Origin of the sequence: Methylomonas lenta (genome assembly GCF_001644015.1) — a bacterium.
Lineage (GTDB): Bacteria > Pseudomonadota > Gammaproteobacteria > Methylococcales > Methylomonadaceae > Methylomonas > Methylomonas lenta.
In genome coordinates this window covers 1-23,379 of the sequence record NZ_LUUI01000170.1, presented here as the reverse complement: position 1 = coordinate 23,379, position 23,379 = coordinate 1, and the positions used below count along the sequence as shown (strand labels likewise).

The following is a 23,379-nucleotide window of genomic DNA, read 5'->3' as shown; positions in this document are numbered from 1 at the left end:
ATGCAATTTATCGGGAAATTACGCGGGTATGATTAACAACCAATATGCAAATAGTGAGGTGCCAAGGATAGCTATCGTGCTGCCATGTCACAATGAAAGTGAATCAATTAATCACGCGGTCACTCAACTTACAAGCTTAATACATGAATTAGCTGATGAAGGGCTGATAACAAAGGATTCTTACCTTTTCTTTGTTGACGATGGAAGCACGGATAACTCATGGGTGATGATTGACAAATTAAATCAGAATAATAAAGCTATTAAAGGCTTGAAATTATCTCAAAACTTTGGTCATCAAGCTGCACTGCTTGCAGGGTTAACCGAAGTAGCTCAGAACTGTGATGCTGCAATATCAATTGATGCCGATTTGCAACAAGATCCACTAGCTATTCGAGAGTTTGTAAAAGAACTCCATAAGGGGTTTGATGTTGTTCTTGGGGTCAGAAATGACCGTAATTCAGATGGATGGCTCAAGAGGCAAACGGCTTTAGGGTTTTATAATCTCATGCGAATAATGGGCGTTGATATTGTCCCAAATCATGCAGACTACCGCCTACTCAGTAAAAGAGCATTGGAAGCGCTTGCGCTTTTCCCAGAGCCGAGCATCTTTTTACGAGCAACCTGTCTTCAGTTAGGTTTCAGGGTTAGTACTGTCTTCTTTGATGTTAGTGAAAGGCGGTTTGGACAGACTAAGTATTCGCTATCAAAAATGCTAAGGCTTGCTTTGCATGGAATTACTTCTTTTAGTGTCGTACCGTTACGAATGGTTGCAATATTAGGTTTTGTAATATTCCTGTCTAGCTTGGTGATGGGGGGCTATGTGATTTGGCATACATTATTTGTTGGCGATACGATACCAGGTTGGGCATCAATTACACTGCCAATCTATTTTATTGGTGGTGTACAGCTTCTATGTCTTGGTGTGGTTGGAGAGTACGTCGGACAAATATACAAAACTGTAAAAAAACGTCCTAGGTGGATTAGTGAATATAAACTGGATTAACCTTCTTTGGTCGGCTAGCTTATTTGTTATTTACATAATCACTAGTTGTTTTGGCTTGTACCTAATTAAAGCAGCAGAAGGTTGGAAAACACCTACCTTTGCCATCGGTTTCGTTCTTTACGGAGCAGGTGCTGTACTTTGGATGGTAATCCTTCGCCTGATGCCGTTGTCGTTCGCTTTTCCTATTGCTGCAGGCTCCCTTGTGATCGGTACAATGCTGACAGGAATGTTCTTTTTAAGCGAAACCATTACGATCTGGCAAATTGCAGGTGCATTTATGATTATAACTGGCATCGTTTTAATAGCCATTAACCGTTGAGTAAGACCATGGATAAACTAGTCGAGCAGCAAAGAGAACATTTTAATGAGATATCTGAAAAATATTTTGAGGCTAGAAAGCACCCCAATCATCTGTTGCTAAAAAAGCTTATTTGGGAGAAATTTCTAAAACGTAATAGATGTATTGGGGCAGAAGTAAAGCGCGTTTTAGAGCCTATGTGTGGTATGGCGGAAGGTTACGAGATACTTAGCAAGAATTTAATACAAAATTTTGTCTACCAGGGGTTCGACTATAGTGAAAACATGGTGGAAATTGCGCGGACGCAAAATCCATTGCTTAAAATAGAATGGAATGACGTAACCACTTATCAAGCCTCGGGTGATTTATTTGATTTGATAATTCTGATTGGCGGACTTCATCATGTATATTCGCGTACTCAAGATATTCTAAAGAATCTAGGGAATTCTCTTCTACCTGGCGGATATTTTTTGAGTTTTGAACCAACTCATGATAATTGGTTAGCTAGACGTATCCGGCAACGAGTTTACAAATCAAATGATCTTTTTGATGATGATACGGAACAGGGCTTCGAGTATCCTGACCTTGATCGGTATTTCAAGAATGCTGGTTATGAGAAGGTCGATGAAGTATACCCAGGCTTAATTGCATATATTCTTTATTATAATCCCGATGCATTTCCAATGCTCAATGTTGGTGGAAAATATATTGTCAAAAGTCTTTTTGCAATTGATCGATTATTTTGGGGTAATTGGATTGGTCGAAAACTTTCTTTCGCCACATTGAGCTTATGGAGACGAATTTGAAGGGAAACTCGATTACTCAGCGATACGGAATAATAGTTTTTTGTGTAAGCGGTCTTGTTGCTATTTTAACTGTAGTTTTAAGCGTTGATGGTTTAGGGCCTATCGATGATCATCAATTCATTCGCACAATTTTTCAAGGAAAGCCCTTTGGCTATTATATTCTGCCAGAGCTAGGCCGCTTCATACCGTTAACTGCACAAGAATATGTTCTTACTTCAAGAATTATTGAACCATCACCTTTTCTTTTTCATTTTATTGGTGGCATCAAAGTTCTGTTGATTGGCGTGCTATTGTTTTATTGCTTGATGTTGACGAGGGCGAATAGTTGGGCACTTGCTATCTTATGGTGTGTCACAATGTATTCAATCGGCTTCGCTAATGCGGCTATTAGATTACAAATAGGCGAGTTAAATGCTCTTTTTCTAATACTTGTTTTTGTTTGGTCCACATTAGTATCCGAAAAAGTGACATCGTTAATTTCGTCAAGGCAAAATATCATCGTCGTTACTGGGTTAGTCGCATTAGCGGTAGCCTTTCTTTATAAAGAATTGATATTTGTTTTTGCGCTTACATTCGGAGCCGTAGAGCTTTTAAGATATTATCGACAAAAGCAAGGCAAAATTCCGGCCCGCATTTGGGCATTACTAATCATTGGTGCATGTTATATCGTTTTTTACGGGCTATGGCGTGTCACTTTTGCCACTAGTTCTAGTTCTTATGCCAGTTTGCATGCGACAGCTATTTTGGATGTCATTAATTTTTATGCAACAAACGATCCATTTATAATATTCATCGTATTGCCTTTAACATTATTTAGAGTTTTATTAATTATTCGTAACGCTAATAAGCATACTGTTTATGATTCTTTTATAGTTGCAGCCAGTGCATATGTAGGGGCTTTTTTAGCCTTGAGAATGTTTAATACCTATTACCTATTGCCTGTTTATGGTTTTGCTGTTTGCGGCATAGCTGGAATTTTGGCTGGCCAAGCGGCTACTTGGTCTAGTACCGTCTTGTTAGTTACAACTGGGCTCCTAGGTGCAAACACATTGCCAGTGGCAGTTTTCGATATGCAGTCATTGAAATCAATTGCTAATAATCATTACCAATTTGTTCAAGTCCTATCAAAATGGCTTGTAGAAAACCCTTTACCAAATTCAGAGCACCGTAATCTAGTTTTAAAAGGTGTTAGTCAGGGAAGCGGCATAGAAATAATTGTTAGTTTAAAAACCTTTCTTGAATCATTAGGGACACCAGATGCATTTTTTGAAATAAAGACCACTGAGGTGGATGATAATAAAAACATAAGTTCATATTATGGTGTTAAAGATGAATTGGTTTACACCGGTAATATTGGTGATATCTTGGTCTTTAATCCGTATCAGAAAGTAGTTATAACTCCTCCGCTTCAGGCTCCATCATATTATGAAATTTATCGAAGCGGATTCGAATGGGCATTACCCCGATGGACAGGGTGGGATTGGTTAAAGATATGCGTGTTCAGTCAAAATAACTGCACATCTGGCATTTTTGCAAGTAAGCAGTACACAGGTTATGCAGCAATGTTAGTGCGTCGGCTAGCCTCCCCAATTCAATTAGCCCCATTGAGTTCACCATCCTATCGTATTGAGCCATTGGATTTACCATCCACAATGCAGGCAGGTATAACTAAAAAGCTTGATGTATCAATTGAAAATACTGGAAGTGAGACTTGGCCCGCTAATGGTATTTCTAGTCCTGGTATGTTTGTCCATCTTTCCTATGTTTGGATAAATGAAAATGGTCAAGTTGCGTTTGAAGGGAATAGATTTACGTTTCCGGAGCCTATACAACCAAATGATAAAACTAAGGTATCAATTTTACTCAAGATGCCAATGCAACCTGGAAAATATAAGCTGTTTGTTAGCCCAGTACAAGAGAATGTTGGATGGTTCTATACTCAGAATAATAATGACGTCACTAAAGTAATAGATATTTATTGATGAATGAACTTTTGACAAGCTCGCCAAGCAAGTTTCTAAAAAATAGAATTTTCGGATGTATGAATTTATAAATTTTGATGAGGTAAAAAGCCAATTTAATAGTATATAAAAACACCAAAAATATTTTAGGTAAAGTTATTAATTTATAAGCTCATAGTATATGATGTCTGAATATTAAAATCCCCTAAAGTATTTTTACCTTAATATCTTTAAATAATTTAAGAAAATATTAGGTAGTGTAGCTGCAGTTTAAAAAATATATTTATACAGTTATGATAAGGCAGTCCCTCCCCCAGTCAACCTATAGGCTAGATATTGATGGCCTCAGGGCGATAGCAGTAGTTAGTGTTATTATTAACCATTTTAATAAGGATTTAATGCCAAGCGGATATCTTGGCGTTGATATATTCTATGTAATATCAGGATATGTAATATCCTTATCATTGGTTAGTCGGTCGCATGATGGCTTTAAGAACTTTTTACTGTGGTTCTACGAAAGGCGGATCAAACGTATACTTCCTGCTTTAGTGGCTTGCGTTTTAATCACCAGTGTGCTTATTTGCTTCTTGGACAGCAATCCTGATGTATCACTTCAAACTGGCATTGCGTCACTGTTTGGGCTTTCAAATATTTATCTATTTAACCAAGCGGCCGATTATTTTTCACCATCAATGGAAGTTAATTTTTTTACACAAACTTGGTCGCTAGGTATTGAAGAGCAGTTCTATTTTTTATATCCAGTCTTAATTCTTATCGCTGGTTTGGGTCGACATGAAAATGGGGTGAGGAACTTATTATTAATTGTTGCTATAATTTCTATCGCATCACTCGTTGGGTTTGTCTGTATCTATAACGTTAATCGACCGGCAGCGTACTTTTTGTTACCCACTCGTATATGGGAACTTGGTGCAGGTTGTTTGTTATTCTTGTATTCCGTTCACAGTGCTAAACTCAAGATATTGTCATCAAAAGGATCAGCAATTTTACTGGTAGCGATAATAGTAAGTTTCTTTATTCCTATTCAATTTGCAATTTTCGCGACTATATTAGTGGTGTTATTTACGATACTGCTTATCGGCATTACTCCTCCTTCTTCGGTGACATATGCCATTCTGACCTTGCCAATTATTGTTTATTTAGGGCGAATATCATTTTCTTTGTATCTTTGGCATTGGAGTGTTTTGAGTCTTAGTCGGTGGTCCATAGGTATTGACGCGAAGACAGTGCCTTTTCAGATTGCGGTAATACTGATTCTAGCAAGTGGATCGTATAAATATATTGAAAAACCTCTTCGTAAGGCGCAATGGTCGACTAAAAGCTTACAAACAATAGGTTATGGAATAAGTGTATCTATTTGTTCAGTATTTCTATTATGTATCCTGTTATTCGATCACAATCGATTTATTATTAATCATAATGCTTTATATTCCCCTCCTGCTTACTTGCCACTCAAGAATAATGTTCTTTTGAATCATGATCCAATATGTGTTGTAGATGGTAATAAAAGGCTGCTAAATGCTGATACATTTGATTTGTGTACTGTTTTACCTAGGATTGTCGATGGACAAATGATTTGGGTTGTTGGCGATAGTCATTCTGGACATCTGCAAGGACTTCTATATGCAATGCATGATAATACTGGCATAGGCGTTCATTTAATAGAAACTCCAGGGCGACCGTTTCCATCAAAAACAGATGATAAATTTGAAGCTAGAGACATTATATTTGAAGAAATTAAAGAAAGGATGCATTCTGGAGATATCCTTCTTGTTGCTCGTGGATTTATTAGTACAGCGACGGGAAAAGTTGCTGCAGATGTGTCGCCATGGATAGATAAAATACCAGTTTTGGCAAATGAAATGTCATTAAAAGGAGTTAATGTTGTAATTTTTGGACCACCTCCTTTGTTCAAGTTTGAGGATATTGGTATTTGTAAGTCTCAACTTTTGGGGTATTCATCGTGTGATGTTGATCGTGACTCAATCTCAGCAGAAATCGAAGATGTTCAGCAGATTTTGAAAAGAGTTGCAGAGCACAAGTCTAATATCTTTATTTTTAATTTGTTTGATCTCTTGTGTCCAAAATCCAATACGCGATGTTCGCCTCATAATAATGATACTTTTATCTTCAGAGATAGAGATCATCTCAATTCTTTCGGTTCAGCAAGTCTTGCTGATTCATTTATTGGATTCTTGAATAATAATAATCTTCTAAAATCTAAAATCTAAAATTTATCAAACATGAATGGTATAAATAACACTATGCACATAGGTTTTGACATATCACAGACAGGCTCAGGCAAGGCCGGTTGCGGCTATTTTGCCCACGCGTTAATAAAAGCAATGCTTGAACTTGCACCTGAACATCGCTATTCACTTTTTCCTAGTTTCGGCAATTTTTATTTTGATGCAAAAATGCCTATCGGTAATCCTTATTCGGGACGTGACCTGCATTATGGGCCAAGGCATCTGACTGGGGACGCTGCAAGCTTGTTCTGGAATGGTAATGACGTTGAAGCGTCATTAGGCACGCCGGATATTATTCATGCCAATAACTTTTGGTGTCCCACACAATTGACATCAAGCCGACTGATTTATACGTTCTACGACATGGGGTTTGCCGTTAATCCTGCATGGACTACCGAAGCTAATCGAGTAGGTTGTTTCGATGGGGTATTTAGATCAGCCATTGCGGCGGACTGGGTGGTTGCAATTTCCGAGGCTTCAAAATCGCATTATCTAAACGTTTTTCCTCACTTTCCTGAGGATCGGATTCGTGTGATTTATCCTTGTTCGCGGTTTGCAGATTCATCTACAGAGGGTAAGCGACCCAAGGCACTTGTTAATGTACCTGCCGGAGGTTATTGGTTAAATGTTGGCACCATTGAACCCCGAAAAAACCAGTATCGACTCATTGAAGCCTATGGTCGTTATTTGGCTTTGGGGGGCGCACCCATGCCTTTAGTATTGGCGGGAGGTAAAGGCTGGTTGATGGATGATTTTCAGAAACATTTGAGCGAACTGGGTGTTGAGACTCAAATCGTAATGACCGGCTACGTATCGGATGATGAGTTGATCTGGCTTTATCGCAATTGTTACGCAAATCTCTATCCTTCATTGTTTGAGGGTTTTGGCTTACCCGTTCTGGAAGGTATGCAGTTTGGTGCCCCTACATTGACGTCTAATTCCACTTCGATTCCCGAAGTAGCTGGAGATGCAGCTATACTGATTGCTCCTGAAGATACAGAGTATTGGGCGCAAATAATGTTGCGGCTTTCTGTGAACAAGCAAGAGAGAGATCAGTTAAGTGTTAATGCGCTAAAACAGGCAGGGAAGTTTGATTGGAAGCAGAGCGCAGCTGCTTTGCTGCAACTTTATGGTGAAGCGCTGGCTTCTCCAAAACGACGGATGGCTGAATGAAGAGAGCATTGATTACGGGTATTACCGGGCAGGATGGTTCGTTTCTGGCAGAGTTTCTGCTGGAACAAGGATATGAGGTATTTGGTTTAGTTAGGCGAGAGAGTTGGTATCGGCCAAATAATGCAAGTCATTTGGCCGATAAGGTGCATATATTGTTTGGGGATATGTCAGAGGGCATTGATATTTCCTCTGCTTTGCAGGATGCCAAGCCTGACGAAATTTACAACTTAGCTTCGCAATCTCGCCCTGGTGAGTCATGGGCTCGTGCGCCGGAAACACTTATGATTAATGGCATGGGAGCCATTCGTTTGTTTGAAGGTGTACGTCATGCTTGTCCTAAAGCGCGGGTATATCACGCATCATCTTCTGAAATGTTCGGTCGTACCAACATTATTCCGCAAAATGAAGATACGCCTTTCAATCCAGCCAATCCTTATGCAGCCGCTAAGGTTTATGCACATCAGATGGTGAGAATATATCGCGAGAGTTATGGTTTGTTTATCTCAAGCGGGATTTTGTTCAACCACGAAAGCGAGCGGCGACCACTGCATTTTGTGACCCAAAAAATTGCCTACGGTGCAGCCTGTGCTAAATTGGGTGTTCTTAACTCACTTGACCTGAATGAATGCGGGCATCCAATTGTTTCTGAGGGCAAACTGGCTCTTGGTAATCTTGAGATTTCACGGGATTGGGGTTATGCAGTCGACTTTGTAAAAGCAATGTGGTTGATGCTGCAACAAGAGCAGCCCGATGATTTTGTTGTGGGTACTGGTGAGCTACATACTTTGCGCCAACTTTGTCAATTCGCATATGAACATGTTGGTCTGGGTTGGCAAGACCATGTTGTCAGTGACCCTGCTTTGGTACGACCACTGGAAACCAGTCAAACTCTCGCGGATGCATCAAAAGCACGACACGTCCTGAATTGGCAGCCAACTGTTACTTTCGAGCAAATGGTAGGCAAAATGGTTGATGCTCAGATTGTTAGGATTGAGTTGCAATTGCGCGACAGAAAATAATTTGATTCTTATAAATTGTTAGACGAGATAGTGAAAATGAAAAAAGCTTTAATCACCGGTATCACCGGTCAGGATGGATCTTATTTAGCTGAGTTTTTATTGGCTAAAGGTTATGAAGTGCATGGTATCAAACGCCGAGCGTCATTGTTTAATACCGAACGCATTGACCATATTTATCAAGATCCTCACGCCCCACATCCTATGCTCAAGTTGCATTACGGCGATTTGACCGACACTTCAAATCTAAACCGTATCCTACAAGAAGTGCAACCGGACGAAGTCTATAATCTTGGGGCTCAGTCGCACGTTGCAGTGAGCTTTGAATCCCCTGAATATACTGCTGATGTCGATGCGATTGGTGCATTACGACTTCTTGAAGGTATTCGCTTCCTTGGTTTGGAAAAAAAAACTCGGTTTTATCAAGCCAGCACTTCTGAACTTTATGGTTTGGTGCAGGAAATTCCGCAAAAAGAATCTACGCCTTTTTATCCTCGCTCACCCTATGCGGTTGCTAAGCTCTATGCTTACTGGATTACCATAAACTACCGTGAAGCCTATGGTCTTTATGCCTGTAATGGTATTTTGTTTAATCACGAGTCGTCTCGTCGCGGGGAAACCTTTGTTACGCGAAAAATTACCCGTGGTTTGGCAAATATCGCGCAAGGACATGAACAATGTTTGTTTATGGGTAATATTGATGCGCTAAGGGACTGGGGACACGCTAAAGACTATGTGGAAATGCAGTGGCTGATGTTGCAACAGGATAAGCCCGACGACTTTGTTATTGCTACCGGCATTCAATGCACTGTGCGTGAGTTTATTAATAAAGCAGCGAATCAGTTGGGAATAGAGCTTTCATGGGAAGGGGATGGTGTAAATGAATTGGGGCGAGTACTTTCGATTACTGGTGATAATGCACCTGCCCTGAATATTGGCGATGTTGTTGTCAAGATCGATCCGAGGTACTTCCGCCCAGCTGAAGTGGAAACGCTTTTGGGCGACCCTACTAAGGCAAAAGAAACTCTCGGCTGGACACCGAAAATCACACTTGACGAGATGATTGAGGAAATGGTTGCTCATGATCTGGATAAGGCTAAACAGCATGTCTTGTTAAAGAGTAAGGGATTTAAAGTTTCTGTGGGGCGCGAGTAATGGTTTCCATAGCCAAAGATGCAAAAATTTATGTTGCAGGTCATATGGGAATGGTCGGTTCTGCTTTGGTGCGTAATCTTGAGGCTAAAGGCTACCTCAATATAGTTACACGTTCACGATCCGAGCTGGATTTGCTGGATCAAAAAGCCGTTCAAACTTTCTTTAAATCCGAAAAACCGGATTATGTTTTTCTAGCTGCAGCTAAGGTGGGTGGAATTCATGCCAATAATACATACCGAGCTGATTTCATATATGAAAATCTAATGGTCGAGGCCAATGTTATCTCGAGTGCTCATCAGGCAGGTTGTCTTCAGATGTGTTTTCTGGGTTCCAGCTGCATTTATCCGCGTGATTGTTCGCAACCTATCAAGGAAGAGTATCTTCTTACGGGGCCATTGGAGCCGACTAATGAACCTTATGCAATTGCCAAAATTGCGGGTATCAAGCTATGTGAAAGTTACAACCGTCAGTATGGTACTCACTATGTTTCGGTGATGCCAACCAATCTATATGGCCCCAATGACAGCTACGACTTAAGTAACAGTCATGTTTTGCCGGCATTAATTCGTAAGGCACATGAAGCTAAGGTAGGTGGTGATAAAGAATTGGTAGTGTGGGGGTCTGGTAAGCCAATGAGGGAGTTTTTGTATGTTGACGACATGGCTGATGCCTGTGTTTTTTTGATGGAGCAGGGCATTAGTGATGGGGTGTTCAATGTTGGGACAGGGGTGGATGTGACTATTGCAGAGTTAGCTAAGACGGTCATGAAGGTGGTGGGTTTTAACGGCGAGATTTTGTTTGATGCCAGTAAGCCCGATGGTACACCGCGCAAGCTGTTAAATGTTGATCAAATGAAAGATTTAGGTTGGCAGGCTAAAACATTATTAAGCGATGGGATTGCTAAGGCTTATGCAGATTTTTTGACCTCAACTAGTGCGTAATCTGACAGCATTTTATGAATATACTGTTTGTGCTCTATGGGGATTTTAATAGTAATAGTGCTCATCCTTTAGCGCTTTATGCGCGGGAGGCTCATCTAATGGGTCACTCTTGCGCAGTTGCTGTTCCTAATAATCTGGAAACGGCACAACAGTATTCAAAGCTTGTTTTTCGCCCCATGCTTTACAGCGATGTGTTGAGTGATCCTGAGTCAGTTTTTCCTGATGCTCGTTCAGCCGATGTTGTTTTCGCTTGGACACCGCGAGAAGTCGTTAGATGTTTTGTTACTTCATATATGGTGAAATGTCCGACACCTTTAATTATCTATTTGGAAGATCATGAGTTATGGATTTCTTGTCGGGCTTTAGGGCTTGAAGAGGCAAGTTTGGCTCAACACACAGATCAGAGTATTGCCGAACGTTTGCCGAATACATTTTCTCATCCCTTTCGTTACAGTGGTTTTATTGGTTTAGCGGATGCTGTGGCCGTTATCCAGGATAAACTTGCTATCGAGTGCCCCCCCTGGGTTCATTGTGCCACTGTAATGCCAGGTGTTGATCTGGAGTTTTTTTCTCCAAGAGAGGCAAATTCTATTTTGCGCAAGCAGTATGGCATTGCTGAAAATGAGCGAGTTATCGTATACACCGGTGGATTAAATAGCTTTACTAAGCCTGCTATTGAAACATTGTGCAGAGCAATAGGTGTTATTAACAGTCAAGGTTATCCCTGTAAACTAATACGGTCAGGTCCAGTTTCTTTAAGTTCTCTCTCTCAGCTACCGTCAGAAGTTGCCGATGCTATCGTAGATCTTGGGGTGTTACCCAGAGAAGAGTTGCCCGATCTGCTTGCACTGGCAGATGTTTTGGTTCAGCCAGGAAAAGTTGATCCATTTGAAGACTTGAGATTACCTGGAAAGCTACCTGAGTTTTTAGCAATGGGTAGACCTGTGCTGATGCCAGATGTAAATATTGCCCATTTACTTGAGGATGGTGTAAATGTCATTTTGACTCGTACTGGTAGTGCTGAAGAGATTGCAACAAAGTGTATAGCACTTTTTGCCAATCCACAGCAAGCTGATAAGATTGGTCAAGCTGGTCGATTGTTTGCGGAAAGAAATTTTGATGCAAAATCGCAGGCTAAACAGATGTCACATGTATATAACATCGCATCTGAAAACTATAATGCTGCTATTGCTGCGAAAGTTTGGCAAAGTGAGTATAAAAATGTGTCCCAACTGTTGGCTCTTAAACTACAATTAATAGCAGATTCAAAGGCATCAAAATTTAATTCTGCAACAAATGAAGTGCTGAAAGAGCATGCTAAATACATAGAATTAATGCAGTTGCGTTTGGATGGGTTGGAAGTTAGAGTCAATGAGCGCCATAAGTGGATTACTAAGTATATATGGGGAACATTTGTTGGTTTTCAGTTATTACGAATCAAAAAAGTTTTTAAACTACTGCCTTTTGCCTTATCAATGTATGGTGGGCATCGCGGACTGATTATGCATTTGTTGGGAATTTATAAAGACGAAGGTATTAAAGGAATCAAGCGCCGAGTCCTGGATCCTGGTACTAAACTCACGTAATCACAAAGCTAATTACATGGGATGTATTTGAGTAATTTGAGTCTCAAGTGGCGTGACAAATTGCTGCAATTTCAATTTTGACTTGAATATACCCCTCCTAGGCAGAGCATGATAAACAATAATTATTGCCACGATGTGTCCGCAGTATTGGTCACTTACAATCCAAGTTTCGAAGATCTTAAGTCAGCAATTCATGCGGTTTCGAGCCAAGTATCTGATATTTTTATTGTTGACAATGCTTCGTCCAGTTTTTTACTGCATTGGTTTGACGAATTTAATAATTGCCAATCGGCTGCAAAAATACACATACTGCAGCAAGAAAATAACTTGGGTATTGCCGCTGCCCATAATATCGGAATAAGACAAGCTGTTGCATTAGGTGCAAAATATGTTTTGTTACTGGATCAAGATAGTCAAGTAGCTTCAGAAATGGTAGTGCAGTTGCGGTCTGCTTTTTACGAATTGAGTGAACAACAAGGCATACAAATAGCTGCACTTGGTCCGCAATATCAGGATGTTGAAAATGGTGTGTTATCCGATTTTATACACACTGGTTTATTTTCTAGCCATATAGTTCGTACAGACAATCCAAACATTGTTGATGCAGACTTTTTAGTTTCTTCAGGATCATTGATTCCTGTTTCTGCATTTGAAATCGTTGGGATGATGGATGAAAGTCTATTTATTGACGGTGTCGATACAGAATGGTGTTTTCGGGCAAAATCCAAAGGCTTTCAAATATTTGGGTTATATGGTGCTTTAATGACACATTCGCTCGGAGAGCGGCGAAAAGAAATTCCCTGGTTTTGGCGTAAGCGAACCGTGTCTGTTCACAAGCCATTTCGCTATTACTATATGATCCGTAATAGCATTTTATTGTATCGTCGAGAGTATATGCCTTGGCGTTGGATATTTGCCGATATAGCAAGATGTGTAAAAGTGGTACTGTTTTTTAGTCTGACAGCAGAAAATCGTATTACATTTCTACGAATGGTATACCTTGGAATAATTGATGGCTTAACGTGTAAAAGTGGCAAAAGAAATGACCTGTAAGGTAAATAGTGTTTTCTATCATGTTTCTGCAGTATTGGTCACTTACAATCCTGATTTGGAAACACTTTTTACTGCAATTCAAGCTATTTCGAAACAAGTTTCTAATATTTTAATTGTAGATAATGCGTCATTAAATTTTTCAGAGAACTGGCTTGAAGGATTCAAGGATCAGATGCCTGCAAAATTGTATTTTCTTCACCAGAAAGAAAATTTAGGTATTGCAGCTGCGCAAAATATTGGTATTGAAAAGGCTTTGACGTTAGGTGCTGATTTTGTTTGGTTATTAGATCAAGACAGCATTCCTTCAAGCTCAATGGTAGCAGAACTCCTTGCAGTAATGACGTGCGCTCAATCCAAACAAGAAACTTTTCCAGTCGCAGCGGTCGGACCAGCCATAGTCGATAGGTGTTCTGGGAAAAATTATTATTTCATGACCGATCGTGATGGATTTCCACATAAGTGGACGCCATCAAAAGTTATCCAAGAACTTCCAATGTTCCAAGAGGTAACAGTTTTAGTGGCATCTGGAACACTTATATCTATTGAAGCGATTAAATATATAGGTGGGATGCGTTCAAATTACTTTATTAATCATGTGGATACGGAGTGGTGTCTGCGGGCTAAAGCAATGGGTTATAAGCTGTTAGGCGTACCTACATCAAAACTAGAGCATCGGTTTGGCGACACCACTAAACAAGTCTGGATTTTTGGTTATAAAGAAGTGATATACCATTCCCCGTTACGTAATTATTACGATATTCGTAACACCTTGTTGATGTTGCGTGATACCCCAATGACGTGGATATGGAAAGCCCATTTTATAGGGCGGTTTATGCGTCTGGCTTATTTTCTTGTATTTGCTGAGGAGCGATGGCTGCGTTTAAGGTACATGACTTTAGGTATGCTTCATGGGGTAATGCGCATCAGTGGGCGGCTTGAGACAAAAACAAATCATTGTTCAATGCTGCCAGTCTCGTCGCTTGAAAAATACAAATGTGGCAAGCTGATTAAGAGTTAGATTGTTACCTAGAGGATTTCAATATTTTCTTTTATGCCAACCAAGAACTTTCAATATGTATATTCCTATTAATGGAGCCTGTGTATACTGCTCAGCACATAGATCTTTTGGTACTTAGCAGCCTAAGTAGATCTAATCATATATTACGAATGGTGGGTTCATGGTTTATCTGTGATATTAACGGATTTTGTTCAGACGATTTTTTAAGTCAATGAAGAAGCCACTTTTATCAGACGTTCAACGCAGGGTACTGGTCGGTTGATTTGAAAAGCATTACTTTTATACAGTCTATTCGGGGGAAATACCTTGATTTTTGTTAGATCATTCATCGGAGCTGCGCTTTGAAGCCGCAAAAATTATCTGAAGATTGTGATGTCATCATTGTTAATTACAATGCGGGTGATTTATTAATTGATTGTGTTTTGTCAGCTTTTGCGGCTGGGGCAGTGTCTGTCATTGTAGTGGATAACGATTCAACCGATGGCAGTCTGGAACAATTAGAACAGGCTATGGGTCAGTCCCAGGGGCTCATCGTCATTCGTAATAATCAAAATCTTGGCTTTGCAGCTGCTTGTAATATTGGGGTGAATGCCTCTACTTCACGTTTTTTACTGTTTTTAAATCCCGACTCAGTTTTGGAGCTTGATGCATTGTCTGAATTATCTAAAGTATTAGACAGTTCGGAGAACATTGGTATGGTCGGAGGCTTGTTGCGAAACCTGGATGGTTCAGAGCAAGTTGGGGCACGGCGGGTTTTTCCCACGCCAAAAAGAGCCTTTGTGCGTGCATTTGGACTTTCAAAATATAGCAAAATCTTCCCGCACATGTTCTCTGACTTTTTATTGCACACTGAGCCTTTGCCATTAGAACCTATTCTGGTTGAGGCTATTTCCGGTGCTTGTATGCTGGTTAAGCGTGAAGCAATTGATGATGTTGGCTTATGGGACGAAGGCTATTTTCTGCATTGCGAAGATCTGGATTGGTGCATGCGGTTTTGGCAAAAGGGCTGGAAGATATTGTTTGTGCCAGACGCAAAAATAACCCATATCGCCGGTTCATGTAGCCGAAGTCGCCGAGTTTTTGTCGAATGGCATAAGCATAAAGGTATGCTACGGTTTTATCGTAAATTTTTCAGGCAGCAATATCCTGGCGTCCTGATGGGGTTAGTCACATTGGGGGTTTATTTAAGATTTTTAGCAGTTGCGGGTTATTACACTTTTCAGCGGTTAAAAAACTATAAATTCATTATCTTATGAGTATGATCAAGACAGTTGGGTTATTGGGAGCAACCAGCCATGTTGGTCTGGCTTTGTTGCGTGTGTTGCAGGGGAGTGATTATCAGGCGATTGCCTTTTCACGCCAAATTACTAAGTCGCCAATGCCATTGCCAGCAGAAATTGCCGCAATTCCGGTGGGTGATTCAGTGCGATGGAGTTCAATAGAATCTTTGCCTACGATTGTAAGTCAGCAGGCTATTGCTTACTGGATTAGTTTGGCGCCAATTTGGGTGCTGTTAGATTATTTGGATCAGATTCAAAAGAGTGGTGCCCAGCGTATCGTAGTTTTGTCATCGACCAGTCGTTTTACCAAGCAAGACTCATCAACAGCTTCCGATAAATTGCTAGCCCTGCGCTTTATTGATGCGGAGGCTAAATTACAGGCTTGGGCGGAGGAGCATGGTATACAATTTGTGATATTACGCCCGACCTTGATTTACGGCTTAGGTAAAGACAAAAATATTTGCGAAATAGCGCGTCTTATTCGGCGATTTAGGTTTTTCCCCTTATTGGGGGAGGGCAATGGTCTGCGTCAGCCTGTGCATTGCCATGATGTTGCACAGGCTTGTGCTAGTGCTCTAGTTGCTAATGCTAGTGCCAATAAGAGTTATAACTTATCGGGTGATGAGGTTTTAAGCTATAAAAACATGGTTACACGGGTTTTCGAAGCGATGAAATTCAAGCCGCGTTTTTTTAAAGTCCCGATGTTTATTTTGCAGGCTTCTATCTTGTTAATCCGTTTGATCCCGCGTTATCGCAGTTGGTCGTTTGCCATGATTCAGCGTATGAATAAGGATATGATTTTCGATCATCAGGATGCTGAGCGCGATTTAGGTTTTAAACCTAGAAAATTCATATTGCATGCTGACGACTTGCCTTGATGTGTATGTAAGCAAAATGATTGAAGTGGAATGCCCCGGATGGTATCCGGGGTAAAGCTATTCTTTTACTGCCAATCTTTCCAACAGTTTTTCTAAAAATACCACCTTATCTTCCATATCCTTAAATGCCTGGCTAAAGCGTAATTTATCCGCGCCATCGAATTTATACACCTGTGATTGACTTTGTATCATGCTGATTAATTCGCCGGTATCGATTTGTGGGCTGGCAGTAAACACAATGCGGCCGCCAGTGGCGTGGGCTTCGATTTTCTTGATGCCTAAATGGGCGGCTTGCTGCTTTAGTTCGGTAATAGCGAACAGGGCTTTGACTTGATCCGGCAGTAGGCCAAAACGATCGATCATTTCAATTTTCAGTTTGCGCAAGTCGTCTTCGGTTTCTGCGCTGGCGATGCGCTTGTAAAGTACCAGTCTGGCATGAATGTCGGGTAGGTAGTCTTCAGGAATCAGGGCCGCTATTTGCAAATCGACTTCCGGACCCGTATCCAGTGGTGCATCCAATTCCGGTTGTTTACCGGATTGCAAGGCTTTGACAGCGCGTTCCAGTAATTCGGTGTACATGGTAAAGCCGATTTCCTGAATTTGTCCGCTTTGTTCATCGCCTAATAGCTCGCCGGCACCACGAATTTCCATATCGTGCGAGGACAGCATGAAGCCGGCTCCCAGTTCGCCGGAGGTTTCAAAGGCTTCCAGCCGTTTGATGGCGTCTTTGGTCATTAACGATTTGGGCGGCACAATGCAGTAAGCGTAGGCGCGGTGATGCGAGCGACCGACCCGGCCACGCAATTGGTGTAACTGTGCCAGGCCCAGTTTATCGGCGCGGTTGATGACGATGGTGTTGGCGCTAGGGATATCGATGCCGCTTTCGATAATGGTACTGGCAATCAGTAGGTTAAAACGCTGGTGATAAAAATCCAGCATGATTTGTTCAAGTTCGCGTTCGGCCATTTGGCCATGGGCAATTTTTATGCGGGCTTCGGGCACCAGTGTTTCAAGTTCGCGGGCCATTTTATCCATGCTTTTGACGTCGTTGTGCAGGAAAAACACTTGTCCGCCGCGTTTGATCTCGCGCTGGCAGGCTTCCTGAACTTGCGAGTCTATCCATTTCGTGATGAAGGTTTTGATGGCGTGACGATTGGGTGGCGGGGTAGCGATAATGGAGATATCCCGCAAGCCGGCCATGGCCATATTTAAGGTGCGTGGAATCGGTGTTGCCGTCAACGTTAGCATATCCAGTTCGTAGCGCAGCTTTTTGAAATGTTCTTTTTGGGTGACGCCGAAACGGTGCTCTTCGTCGATGATCACCAAGCCCAGGGCTTGATATTTCATGTCTTTGGATAGCAATTTGTGGGTGCCGATGATGATATCGACTTTGCCTTCAGCCAGTTCATCGGTAACGATTTTTTGCTGTTTGGCGGTGACGAAACGCGACATCACTTCGATACGCACCGGCCAGTCTGCAAAGCGGTCGCGGAAGTTTTGGTAATGTTGCTGAGCTAGTAAAGTGGTCGGCACTAAGACTGCTACTTGCTTGTTGCTTTGTACGGCAAGGAAGGCTGCGCGCATGGCGACCTCGGTTTTGCCGAAACCCACGTCACCGCAGACCACTCTGTCCATCGGTTGAGTGGCTGTCATGTCGTGCAAAATAGCCTCAATCGCACTGAGTTGGTCGGGGGTTTCTTCAAAAGGAAAGCCGGCGGCAAAGGCTTCGTAATCACTGTTGTCGATTTTAAAAGCAAAGCCTAGTCTAGCGGCGCGTTTAGCGTGTATGTCCAGCAACTCGGCAGCGACATCCCGCGCCCGTTCCATGGCCTTTTTCTTGGCTTTGCTCCATTGTTCGGTGCCGAGTTTATGCAGTGGGGCATTTTCTGCACTGACACCGCTGTAGCGGCCGATAAGTTGTAGCGAGGAGACGGGCACATACAATTTATCTTTATTGGCATACTCCAGCATTAAAAATTCAGCTTCAATATCGCCGACAGTTAAGGTTTGTAAGCCCAGATAACGACCAACACCGTGTTCCTGATGCACCACTGGCGAGCCTATGCTGAGCTCGTTAAGGTTGTTGAAGATATTTTCCAGCTCACGGGCGGCGGATTGCCGGCGTCTGCGTCTTTGCTGAGCTTTGGAGCCGCTGAGTTGGCTTTCGGTAATGATGGCAATCGGCGGCAATTGTTCCAGACAATTTGCCGCACTCCCGCCTTCCATGGCGGTCGGCGTCAATGTATCCTGATGATTCGATGCACTTCCGTGTTCCGTGGCGGTCGAGGATGGATCAAGCCATAAGCCTTGATCCATCGGTGCGATGACGATGCAGGGTGATTCCTCGGATTGCAGAAACTCGGGCCAGCTGTGGATTTGTTTGGCGCTTAGTTTGACGCTTTTGAGTTTGTCGAGCAGGCCTTCACGATGGCCGGCGGTTTCGGCGACGAACAGGATTTTGCCGCTAAAGCTTTCGATGAATTGGCGCAATTGTTGTGCCGGTTCTTTCAATCGATTGTCTATGGCAAGGTCTGGTAGGCTTTTACAATGAAACGCTGCAGATTGCTCAGCCTGATTGTCCAGCATGATGCGGCTAAAGTTTGCGCTATGTTGTTTAATTTCAGCCGCGGATAAAAATAATCTTGTGGGAGGTAACAACGGTCGGTCGGTATCGTATTTACGTTGCTGATAGCGCTCTTCGATTTCGTTGTAAAAGCGTTGGGCATGCTCGGTAAAACCGGTCGGCAACACAAATAAAGCGCTTTTGGGTAAATAGGCGAATAATGATTCGGTATGTTCAACAAACAGTGGCAGGTAATATTCTATGCCGGCCGGGGCGATCTGTTTGGAAATGTCTACATATAACGGGTTTTTGGGAGACGATTCCGGAAACTGCTCACGAAATGCTTGCCGAAAATGTTTGATGGCCTCATCGGTAAATGGAAATTCGCGGGCTGGGAATAGCTCGATTTTGTCCATTTTGGCTTGCGACATTTGTGTGTCGGGGTCGAAACTGCGTATCGATTCCACATCGTCATCGAATAATTCAATTCGATAAGGCTGTTTGCTACCCATCGGAAACAAATCCAGAATCGAACCGCGCACAGCAAATTCGCCGTGCTGATAAACTTGTGAAACGCATTGGTAACCGACAGCTTCCAATTTACTGCGAGTAAGCTCCAGGTTTAAGCTACCGCCCACTTCTATGGCAAAGCTGTGCGCTAGTACATGCTCACGAGGGGCTAAGCGGTGCATCAGGGTGGAAACGGAAACGATCAGGGCGCCACGCTTGGTTTCTGGTAATAATGCTAAGGCGCGTAGCCGTTCGGAAATGATTTCCGGCAGAGGTGAAAAAACATCGTAGGGCAGGGTTTCCCAGTCGGGAAAATGCAGAATAGGCAGGCTGTCATTGAGGAAAAAGGCCAGCTCATGTTCCAGTCTTAGCGCTGTTTGCGTGTCTGGGGTAATGATGACCAGTAGGCGATTTTCCTGGGCTATGGTGGTGGCGAGTGCCAGTGAGTCGCCGCAGCCGGTTAATCCGCTCCAGTAAATTGGGCTGTCAGCGGACTTGGGCAGGCGTGATGTAAGCGGTATTGATGACGGCATTGCAGTTTCGGTAAGCAAATAGTGGCTTAATTATAAACGCGATACGCTATTGCTGCCTCAGCAAGCGAGGAAATAATGGGTTTTGCCTAGTTTAGGCCGATGTTTTTTTGTTGTAGTTCAATATCCTGCATATAGCGCTGAATATTGGTTTCAAAGCTTGCAGGTACAGTAATAAATAAGCAACCGATTCTATTTTGCCAGGTCACCGAGCTAGAGCGTACCTGGATGTTGTTTTTGATCACAAAAGAAACTAAAGCCTGGTTGCCATTATTTAGATGTAGGTTGCAGTCATGGAATTCTGTGTCAGGCTGCAGTTGCTCGCTCCATTTGGGATCGATATTGAAAAATGAAAAGCCAGTGATGCTGAGATCGCACAGTTGAAAAGTAATGCTTTGTCCCGGCTCGTCAGACTCGGCTAGTTGTAAATTTAACCGGCAAAAACTGGATGAATGGGAAAATGGGATTTTTACTCGATAAAACTGTCGCCGCTGCAGCCAGAAAATATCGTCAGGTATTGGCATGCAGAAAGCCCAATCGCTGCCAGTCTTTACTTTTGTAATGCTTTTGCCGCTGAATGATACCTTGATACCATCTACTTCAGTGCGGAATAATACCTTGCTCGACTCCAGCAATTGTTTATCCACAGCTTCTGAAGGTCCGCAGTCCAGCTTGATGAGATTATTTTTTTTGTCCAGATCAACGATCATGGTCAAAAAAGAGGTATTCCTATCACCAAAATGCGCAGAGATTAGGCACTTTTTAGTTAACAGCTCATTAAAGTGGTTAAACACTACTTTAGCGTTCTTAACTAGGTAATCCGAGTCTGATGCCATTAAAAGATGTTAATTGTTGCTGATTAATAATGGGGCTATTGTAAAATAGCTGGAAACATTGTGCACAAAAAAGGGTATCTTGATGGGGTGGTTGTTATTGTTTACTGCGGGTTGTTCGGAAATTATTTTTGCTTTAAGTCTTAAATACAACGAAGGGTTTAGTAAATTATGGCCCAGCGTGGTGACCTGTGTCTCCGGTGCGGGTAGCTTTGGTTTGTTAATGTGGTCTTTAAAAACCCTGCCATTGGGCACGGCCTATGCCGTCTGGACGGGTATGGGAGCCGTCGGCGTGGCTATCATTGGTATTTTTTTATTTAAGGAGTCATCCGACTGGGTTCGTTTGGCTTCTATTATGATGATTGTGATTGGTATCGCCGGCTTAAAACTAACCCACGTTGATTAATGTTGCATCTAATAGCAGACTCATGCTTGTCACAAGCCTTGGTAGAACGTATCGCAAGCAAGGATAGTGTAGTCTTGCAAGCCGGTTCGGCCTGGGCTGCCATTGCTGGGCATCAAGACAATACACAGCTAAATCAACTGTTGTCGCAGGGTTGTGATGTTTATGTATTACAGGATGTGCTAGCCATGCAGGGTATAGAGCGGCAAAAATTGCTGCCAGGTGTTCTGGCTATCGATTATCCGGGTTTAGTAGAACTAACTGTAAAACATCCTGTCATTCATACATGGTGCTAATGGTTGATGGCATGTCTCTGAAAACCAGTGCTGATGGTTTTTTGCGCGACGCAGGGCTTTGGAATGAACGGGTTGCCGAAGAACTAGCGCGGCTGAATAACATCGAAATCAGTCCGGCACACTGGGAGATTTTATGGTTTATTCGCGACTATTATTTTCAGTATCAACACTTGCCCAATGCTCGCATGTTTGCTGCTGCGATACGCAAAAAACTGGGTGAAGATAAAGCCAGCAGCCGCTATCTGCAGAAACTATTTCCTGCAGGACCTTTAAAATACGCCTGTAAATTGGCTGGTTTACCTAAGCCGCCTACCTGTTTGTAATTCAATTAAAAATATAGAGAATATTGCATGAGTAACCCCCGCGTTGGATTTATCAGTCTGGGCTGTCCAAAAGCCTTGGTCGATAGTGAGCAAATTTTGACCCGCTTGCGTAGCGAGGGTTACCAAGTCTCGCCTAACTACAAAGATTCCGATTTGGTGATCGTCAATACCTGCGGTTTTATTGACGCGGCAGTGGAGGAATCATTAGATAGCATCGGTGAGGCTTTGGCGGAAAACGGTCGGGTAATTGTCACGGGTTGTCTGGGCGCGCGACAGGATGAGATTTTGGCCCGCCATCCGCAAGTGTTAAAGATTACCGGCGCCCACGCTACCGACGAGGTCGTCGCAGCGGTGCATGAGCATTTGCCGCCGATGCACAATCCGTTTTTGGATTTATTGCCGCCGCAAGGTATCAAGCTCACACCAGATCATTACGCATATTTAAAAATTTCAGAAGGTTGTAATCATCGTTGTACATTTTGCATTATTCCTTCCATGCGCGGTGACTTGGTTAGTCGGCCGATTGATGACGTGATGCTGGAAGCCGAAAAACTGGTTGATGCTGGCGTTAAGGAATTGCTCATTGTGTCGCAAGACACCAGCGCCTACGGCTTGGATTTGAAATACCAACAGCGCTCGTGGCGTGGGCGAGATGTACAAAGCCGTTTTTATGATTTGGCAGAAGCGTTAGGTGAATTGGACGTTTGGGTGCGTATGCACTACGTCTATCCTTATCCGCATGTTGATGATGTTGTTCCTTTGATGGCGGCTGGCAAAATTCTGCCCTATCTGGATATTCCATTTCAGCATGCCAACAGCCGAATTCTAAAACTGATGAAACGGCCGGCGGCTGCGGAAAATAATCTGGAACGGATTCGGGCCTGGCGCAGTATTTGCCCCGATTTAACGATACGTAGTACTTTCATAGTCGGGTTTCCCGGCGAAACTGAGCAGGAGTTTGAAGAGTTGCTGCAATTTTTAACAGAAGCGAAAATGGATAGAGTGGGTTGTTTTGCCTATTCACCAGTCAAAGGTGCGGCGGCTAATGAGCTGCCTGATTCTGTGCCGGAGGCAGTCAAGCAAGAGCGGTTGGCTCGCTTTATGGAGCACCAGGCCGGCATTAGTGCTGACCGTTTATTGGGTAGAGTGGGCGGGCGTGAAACCGTGCTGATTGACGAGGTGGTTGAGGAAGGGGCCGTCGCACGTAGTAAAAGCGATGCGCCGGAAATTGATGGTCAAGTTTTCATCGATGGTGCAACCCATTTGAAAGTGGGTGATTTCGTTGAGGTGGAAATAGAAGAAGCCGATGAATATGATTTATGGGCAAGACTGATCTAGGGGTCATAATCTAACCTGATAGTTAGGTTTCTTCAGCTAAACCGGAAAAGTCTGTCATGCCCGCTGGGAAGCGGGCATCCAGTGCTCGTGATGCTATGCCGCGATGGTTAAGGAATATGCATGGAATATCATATGCAAGAATCCTGTG

At 42.7% G+C, this 23,379-nt stretch carries 20 protein-coding genes; 18 read left to right on the top strand and 2 right to left on the bottom strand.

All coding sequences use genetic code 11. The features are described 5' to 3' along the window. The first annotated feature begins 28 nt into the window (after nt 1-28). From A1359_RS21495 to A1359_RS21430, 14 genes are all read left to right on the top strand, one after another. The gene (locus A1359_RS21495; protein ID WP_066988246.1) at nt 29-1,003 is read left to right on the top strand and encodes a glycosyltransferase family 2 protein; all 975 of its coding nucleotides are present in this window, start codon (nt 29-31) and stop codon (nt 1,001-1,003) included. After that, nucleotides 984-1,322, top strand: coding sequence for a DMT family transporter (locus A1359_RS21490; protein WP_066988244.1), 339 nt, complete (start codon nt 984-986; stop codon nt 1,320-1,322). The genes A1359_RS21495 and A1359_RS21490 overlap by 20 nt, the downstream gene beginning before the upstream one ends. Before the next feature lie 8 nt (nt 1,323-1,330). Beyond that, on the top strand, nt 1,331-2,107 hold the full coding sequence (locus tag A1359_RS21485; protein ID WP_066988242.1) for a class I SAM-dependent methyltransferase: 777 nt from the start codon (nt 1,331-1,333) through the stop codon (nt 2,105-2,107). Then, the gene (locus A1359_RS21480) at nt 2,092-4,089 is read left to right on the top strand and encodes a hypothetical protein (RefSeq protein WP_066988239.1); all 1,998 of its coding nucleotides are present in this window, start codon (nt 2,092-2,094) and stop codon (nt 4,087-4,089) included. Before A1359_RS21485 ends, A1359_RS21480 begins: the two co-directional genes overlap by 16 nt. A 272-nt stretch (nt 4,090-4,361) precedes the next feature. Next, a complete protein-coding gene (locus A1359_RS21475; RefSeq protein WP_066988237.1) occupies nt 4,362-6,317 on the top strand; it encodes an acyltransferase family protein in 1,956 nt (651 codons plus the stop codon). Nucleotides 6,318-6,350: 33 nt separating this feature from the next. Continuing rightward, nucleotides 6,351-7,508, top strand: coding sequence for a glycosyltransferase family 4 protein (locus A1359_RS21470; RefSeq protein ID WP_066988235.1), 1,158 nt, complete (start codon nt 6,351-6,353; stop codon nt 7,506-7,508). Continuing rightward, entirely contained in the window at nt 7,505-8,527 is a 1,023-nt protein-coding gene (locus A1359_RS21465; RefSeq protein WP_066988233.1) for a GDP-mannose 4,6-dehydratase, read from the top strand. Before A1359_RS21470 ends, A1359_RS21465 begins: the two co-directional genes overlap by 4 nt. 36 nt (nt 8,528-8,563) lie before the next feature. Next, a complete protein-coding gene (gene gmd, locus A1359_RS21460; protein ID WP_066988231.1) occupies nt 8,564-9,679 on the top strand; it encodes a GDP-mannose 4,6-dehydratase in 1,116 nt (371 codons plus the stop codon). Continuing rightward, nucleotides 9,679-10,620, top strand: coding sequence for a GDP-L-fucose synthase (gene fcl / locus A1359_RS21455; RefSeq protein ID WP_157200620.1), 942 nt, complete (start codon nt 9,679-9,681; stop codon nt 10,618-10,620). The genes gmd and fcl overlap by 1 nt, the downstream gene beginning before the upstream one ends. Before the next feature lie 14 nt (nt 10,621-10,634). Continuing rightward, the gene (locus A1359_RS21450) at nt 10,635-12,206 is read left to right on the top strand and encodes a glycosyltransferase family 4 protein (RefSeq protein WP_066988229.1); all 1,572 of its coding nucleotides are present in this window, start codon (nt 10,635-10,637) and stop codon (nt 12,204-12,206) included. A 108-nt stretch (nt 12,207-12,314) separates the two neighbouring features. Next, on the top strand, nt 12,315-13,259 hold the full coding sequence (locus A1359_RS21445) for a glycosyltransferase family 2 protein (protein WP_066988227.1): 945 nt from the start codon (nt 12,315-12,317) through the stop codon (nt 13,257-13,259). Then, a complete protein-coding gene (locus tag A1359_RS21440) occupies nt 13,237-14,277 on the top strand; it encodes a glycosyltransferase family 2 protein (protein ID WP_157200619.1) in 1,041 nt (346 codons plus the stop codon). Before A1359_RS21445 ends, A1359_RS21440 begins: the two co-directional genes overlap by 23 nt. Nucleotides 14,278-14,618: 341 nt before the next feature. Continuing rightward, nucleotides 14,619-15,533 carry a glycosyltransferase family 2 protein gene (locus tag A1359_RS21435; protein ID WP_066988223.1) on the top strand — a complete coding sequence of 305 codons (915 nt, stop codon included), beginning with the start codon at nt 14,619-14,621 and terminating at the stop codon, nt 15,531-15,533. Then, nucleotides 15,530-16,435: an SDR family oxidoreductase gene (locus A1359_RS21430; RefSeq protein WP_066988221.1), complete on the top strand. Its 906-nt coding sequence runs from the start codon at nt 15,530-15,532 to the stop codon at nt 16,433-16,435. Before A1359_RS21435 ends, A1359_RS21430 begins: the two co-directional genes overlap by 4 nt. A gap of 57 nt (nt 16,436-16,492) precedes the next feature. Here A1359_RS21430 and mfd read toward each other — a convergent pair whose 3' ends face one another. Both mfd and A1359_RS21420 read right to left on the bottom strand, forming a co-directional pair. Further along, on the bottom strand, nt 16,493-20,041 hold the full coding sequence (mfd, locus tag A1359_RS21425; protein WP_066988273.1) for a transcription-repair coupling factor: 3,549 nt from the start codon (nt 20,039-20,041) through the stop codon (nt 16,493-16,495). Nucleotides 20,042-20,127: 86 nt separating this feature from the next. After that, on the bottom strand, nt 20,128-20,874 hold the full coding sequence (locus A1359_RS21420) for a flagellar brake protein (RefSeq protein ID WP_066988219.1): 747 nt from the start codon (nt 20,872-20,874) through the stop codon (nt 20,128-20,130). 82 nt (nt 20,875-20,956) lie between these two features. On the opposite strand from A1359_RS21420, the gene A1359_RS21415 reads away from it, so the two are divergent. Genes A1359_RS21415 through rimO form a run of 4 tightly spaced genes read left to right on the top strand, consistent with a single transcriptional unit; the run spans nt 20,957 to nt 23,231 of the window. Beyond that, nucleotides 20,957-21,277, top strand: a complete 321-nt coding sequence (locus A1359_RS21415) for a DMT family transporter (protein WP_066988217.1) — start codon at nt 20,957-20,959, stop codon at nt 21,275-21,277. Then, on the top strand, nt 21,277-21,570 hold the full coding sequence (locus A1359_RS21410) for a DsrH/TusB family sulfur metabolism protein (protein WP_066988214.1): 294 nt from the start codon (nt 21,277-21,279) through the stop codon (nt 21,568-21,570). The genes A1359_RS21415 and A1359_RS21410 overlap by 1 nt, the downstream gene beginning before the upstream one ends. Beyond that, complete coding sequence (locus A1359_RS21405; protein ID WP_083960757.1) at nt 21,561-21,893, top strand: TusE/DsrC/DsvC family sulfur relay protein; 333 nt, start codon at nt 21,561-21,563, stop codon at nt 21,891-21,893. Before A1359_RS21410 ends, A1359_RS21405 begins: the two co-directional genes overlap by 10 nt. 27 nt (nt 21,894-21,920) lie before the next feature. Then, nucleotides 21,921-23,231 (top strand): 30S ribosomal protein S12 methylthiotransferase RimO, encoded by a 1,311-nt coding sequence (gene rimO, locus A1359_RS21400; protein WP_066988210.1) that lies wholly within the window; start codon nt 21,921-21,923, stop codon nt 23,229-23,231. The last annotated feature ends 148 nt before the right edge of the window (nt 23,232-23,379 follow it).

Bases quoted from the DNA above. Each gene is read 5' to 3' on its own strand.
- A1359_RS21495 (WP_066988246.1), top strand. From the start codon at position 29: ATGATTAACAACCAATATGCAAATAGTGAGGTGCCAAGGATAGCTATC.
- A1359_RS21485 (WP_066988242.1), top strand. From the start codon at position 1,331: ATGGATAAACTAGTCGAGCAGCAAAGAGAACATTTTAATGAGATATCT.
- A1359_RS21480 (WP_066988239.1), top strand. From the start codon at position 2,092: ATGGAGACGAATTTGAAGGGAAACTCGATTACTCAGCGATACGGAATA.
- A1359_RS21475 (WP_066988237.1), top strand. From the start codon at position 4,362: ATGATAAGGCAGTCCCTCCCCCAGTCAACCTATAGGCTAGATATTGAT.
- A1359_RS21470 (WP_066988235.1), top strand. From the start codon at position 6,351: ATGCACATAGGTTTTGACATATCACAGACAGGCTCAGGCAAGGCCGGT.
- A1359_RS21465 (WP_066988233.1), top strand. From the start codon at position 7,505: ATGAAGAGAGCATTGATTACGGGTATTACCGGGCAGGATGGTTCGTTT.
- gmd (WP_066988231.1), top strand. From the start codon at position 8,564: ATGAAAAAAGCTTTAATCACCGGTATCACCGGTCAGGATGGATCTTAT.
- fcl (WP_157200620.1), top strand. From the start codon at position 9,679: ATGGTTTCCATAGCCAAAGATGCAAAAATTTATGTTGCAGGTCATATG.
- A1359_RS21450 (WP_066988229.1), top strand. From the start codon at position 10,635: ATGAATATACTGTTTGTGCTCTATGGGGATTTTAATAGTAATAGTGCT.
- A1359_RS21445 (WP_066988227.1), top strand. From the start codon at position 12,315: ATGATAAACAATAATTATTGCCACGATGTGTCCGCAGTATTGGTCACT.
- A1359_RS21430 (WP_066988221.1), top strand. From the start codon at position 15,530: ATGAGTATGATCAAGACAGTTGGGTTATTGGGAGCAACCAGCCATGTT.
- mfd (WP_066988273.1), bottom strand. From the start codon at position 20,041: ATGCCGTCATCAATACCGCTTACATCACGCCTGCCCAAGTCCGCTGAC.
- A1359_RS21420 (WP_066988219.1), bottom strand. From the start codon at position 20,874: ATGGCATCAGACTCGGATTACCTAGTTAAGAACGCTAAAGTAGTGTTT.
- A1359_RS21415 (WP_066988217.1), top strand. From the start codon at position 20,957: ATGGGGTGGTTGTTATTGTTTACTGCGGGTTGTTCGGAAATTATTTTT.
- A1359_RS21410 (WP_066988214.1), top strand. From the start codon at position 21,277: ATGTTGCATCTAATAGCAGACTCATGCTTGTCACAAGCCTTGGTAGAA.
- A1359_RS21405 (WP_083960757.1), top strand. From the start codon at position 21,561: ATGGTGCTAATGGTTGATGGCATGTCTCTGAAAACCAGTGCTGATGGT.
- rimO (WP_066988210.1), top strand. From the start codon at position 21,921: ATGAGTAACCCCCGCGTTGGATTTATCAGTCTGGGCTGTCCAAAAGCC.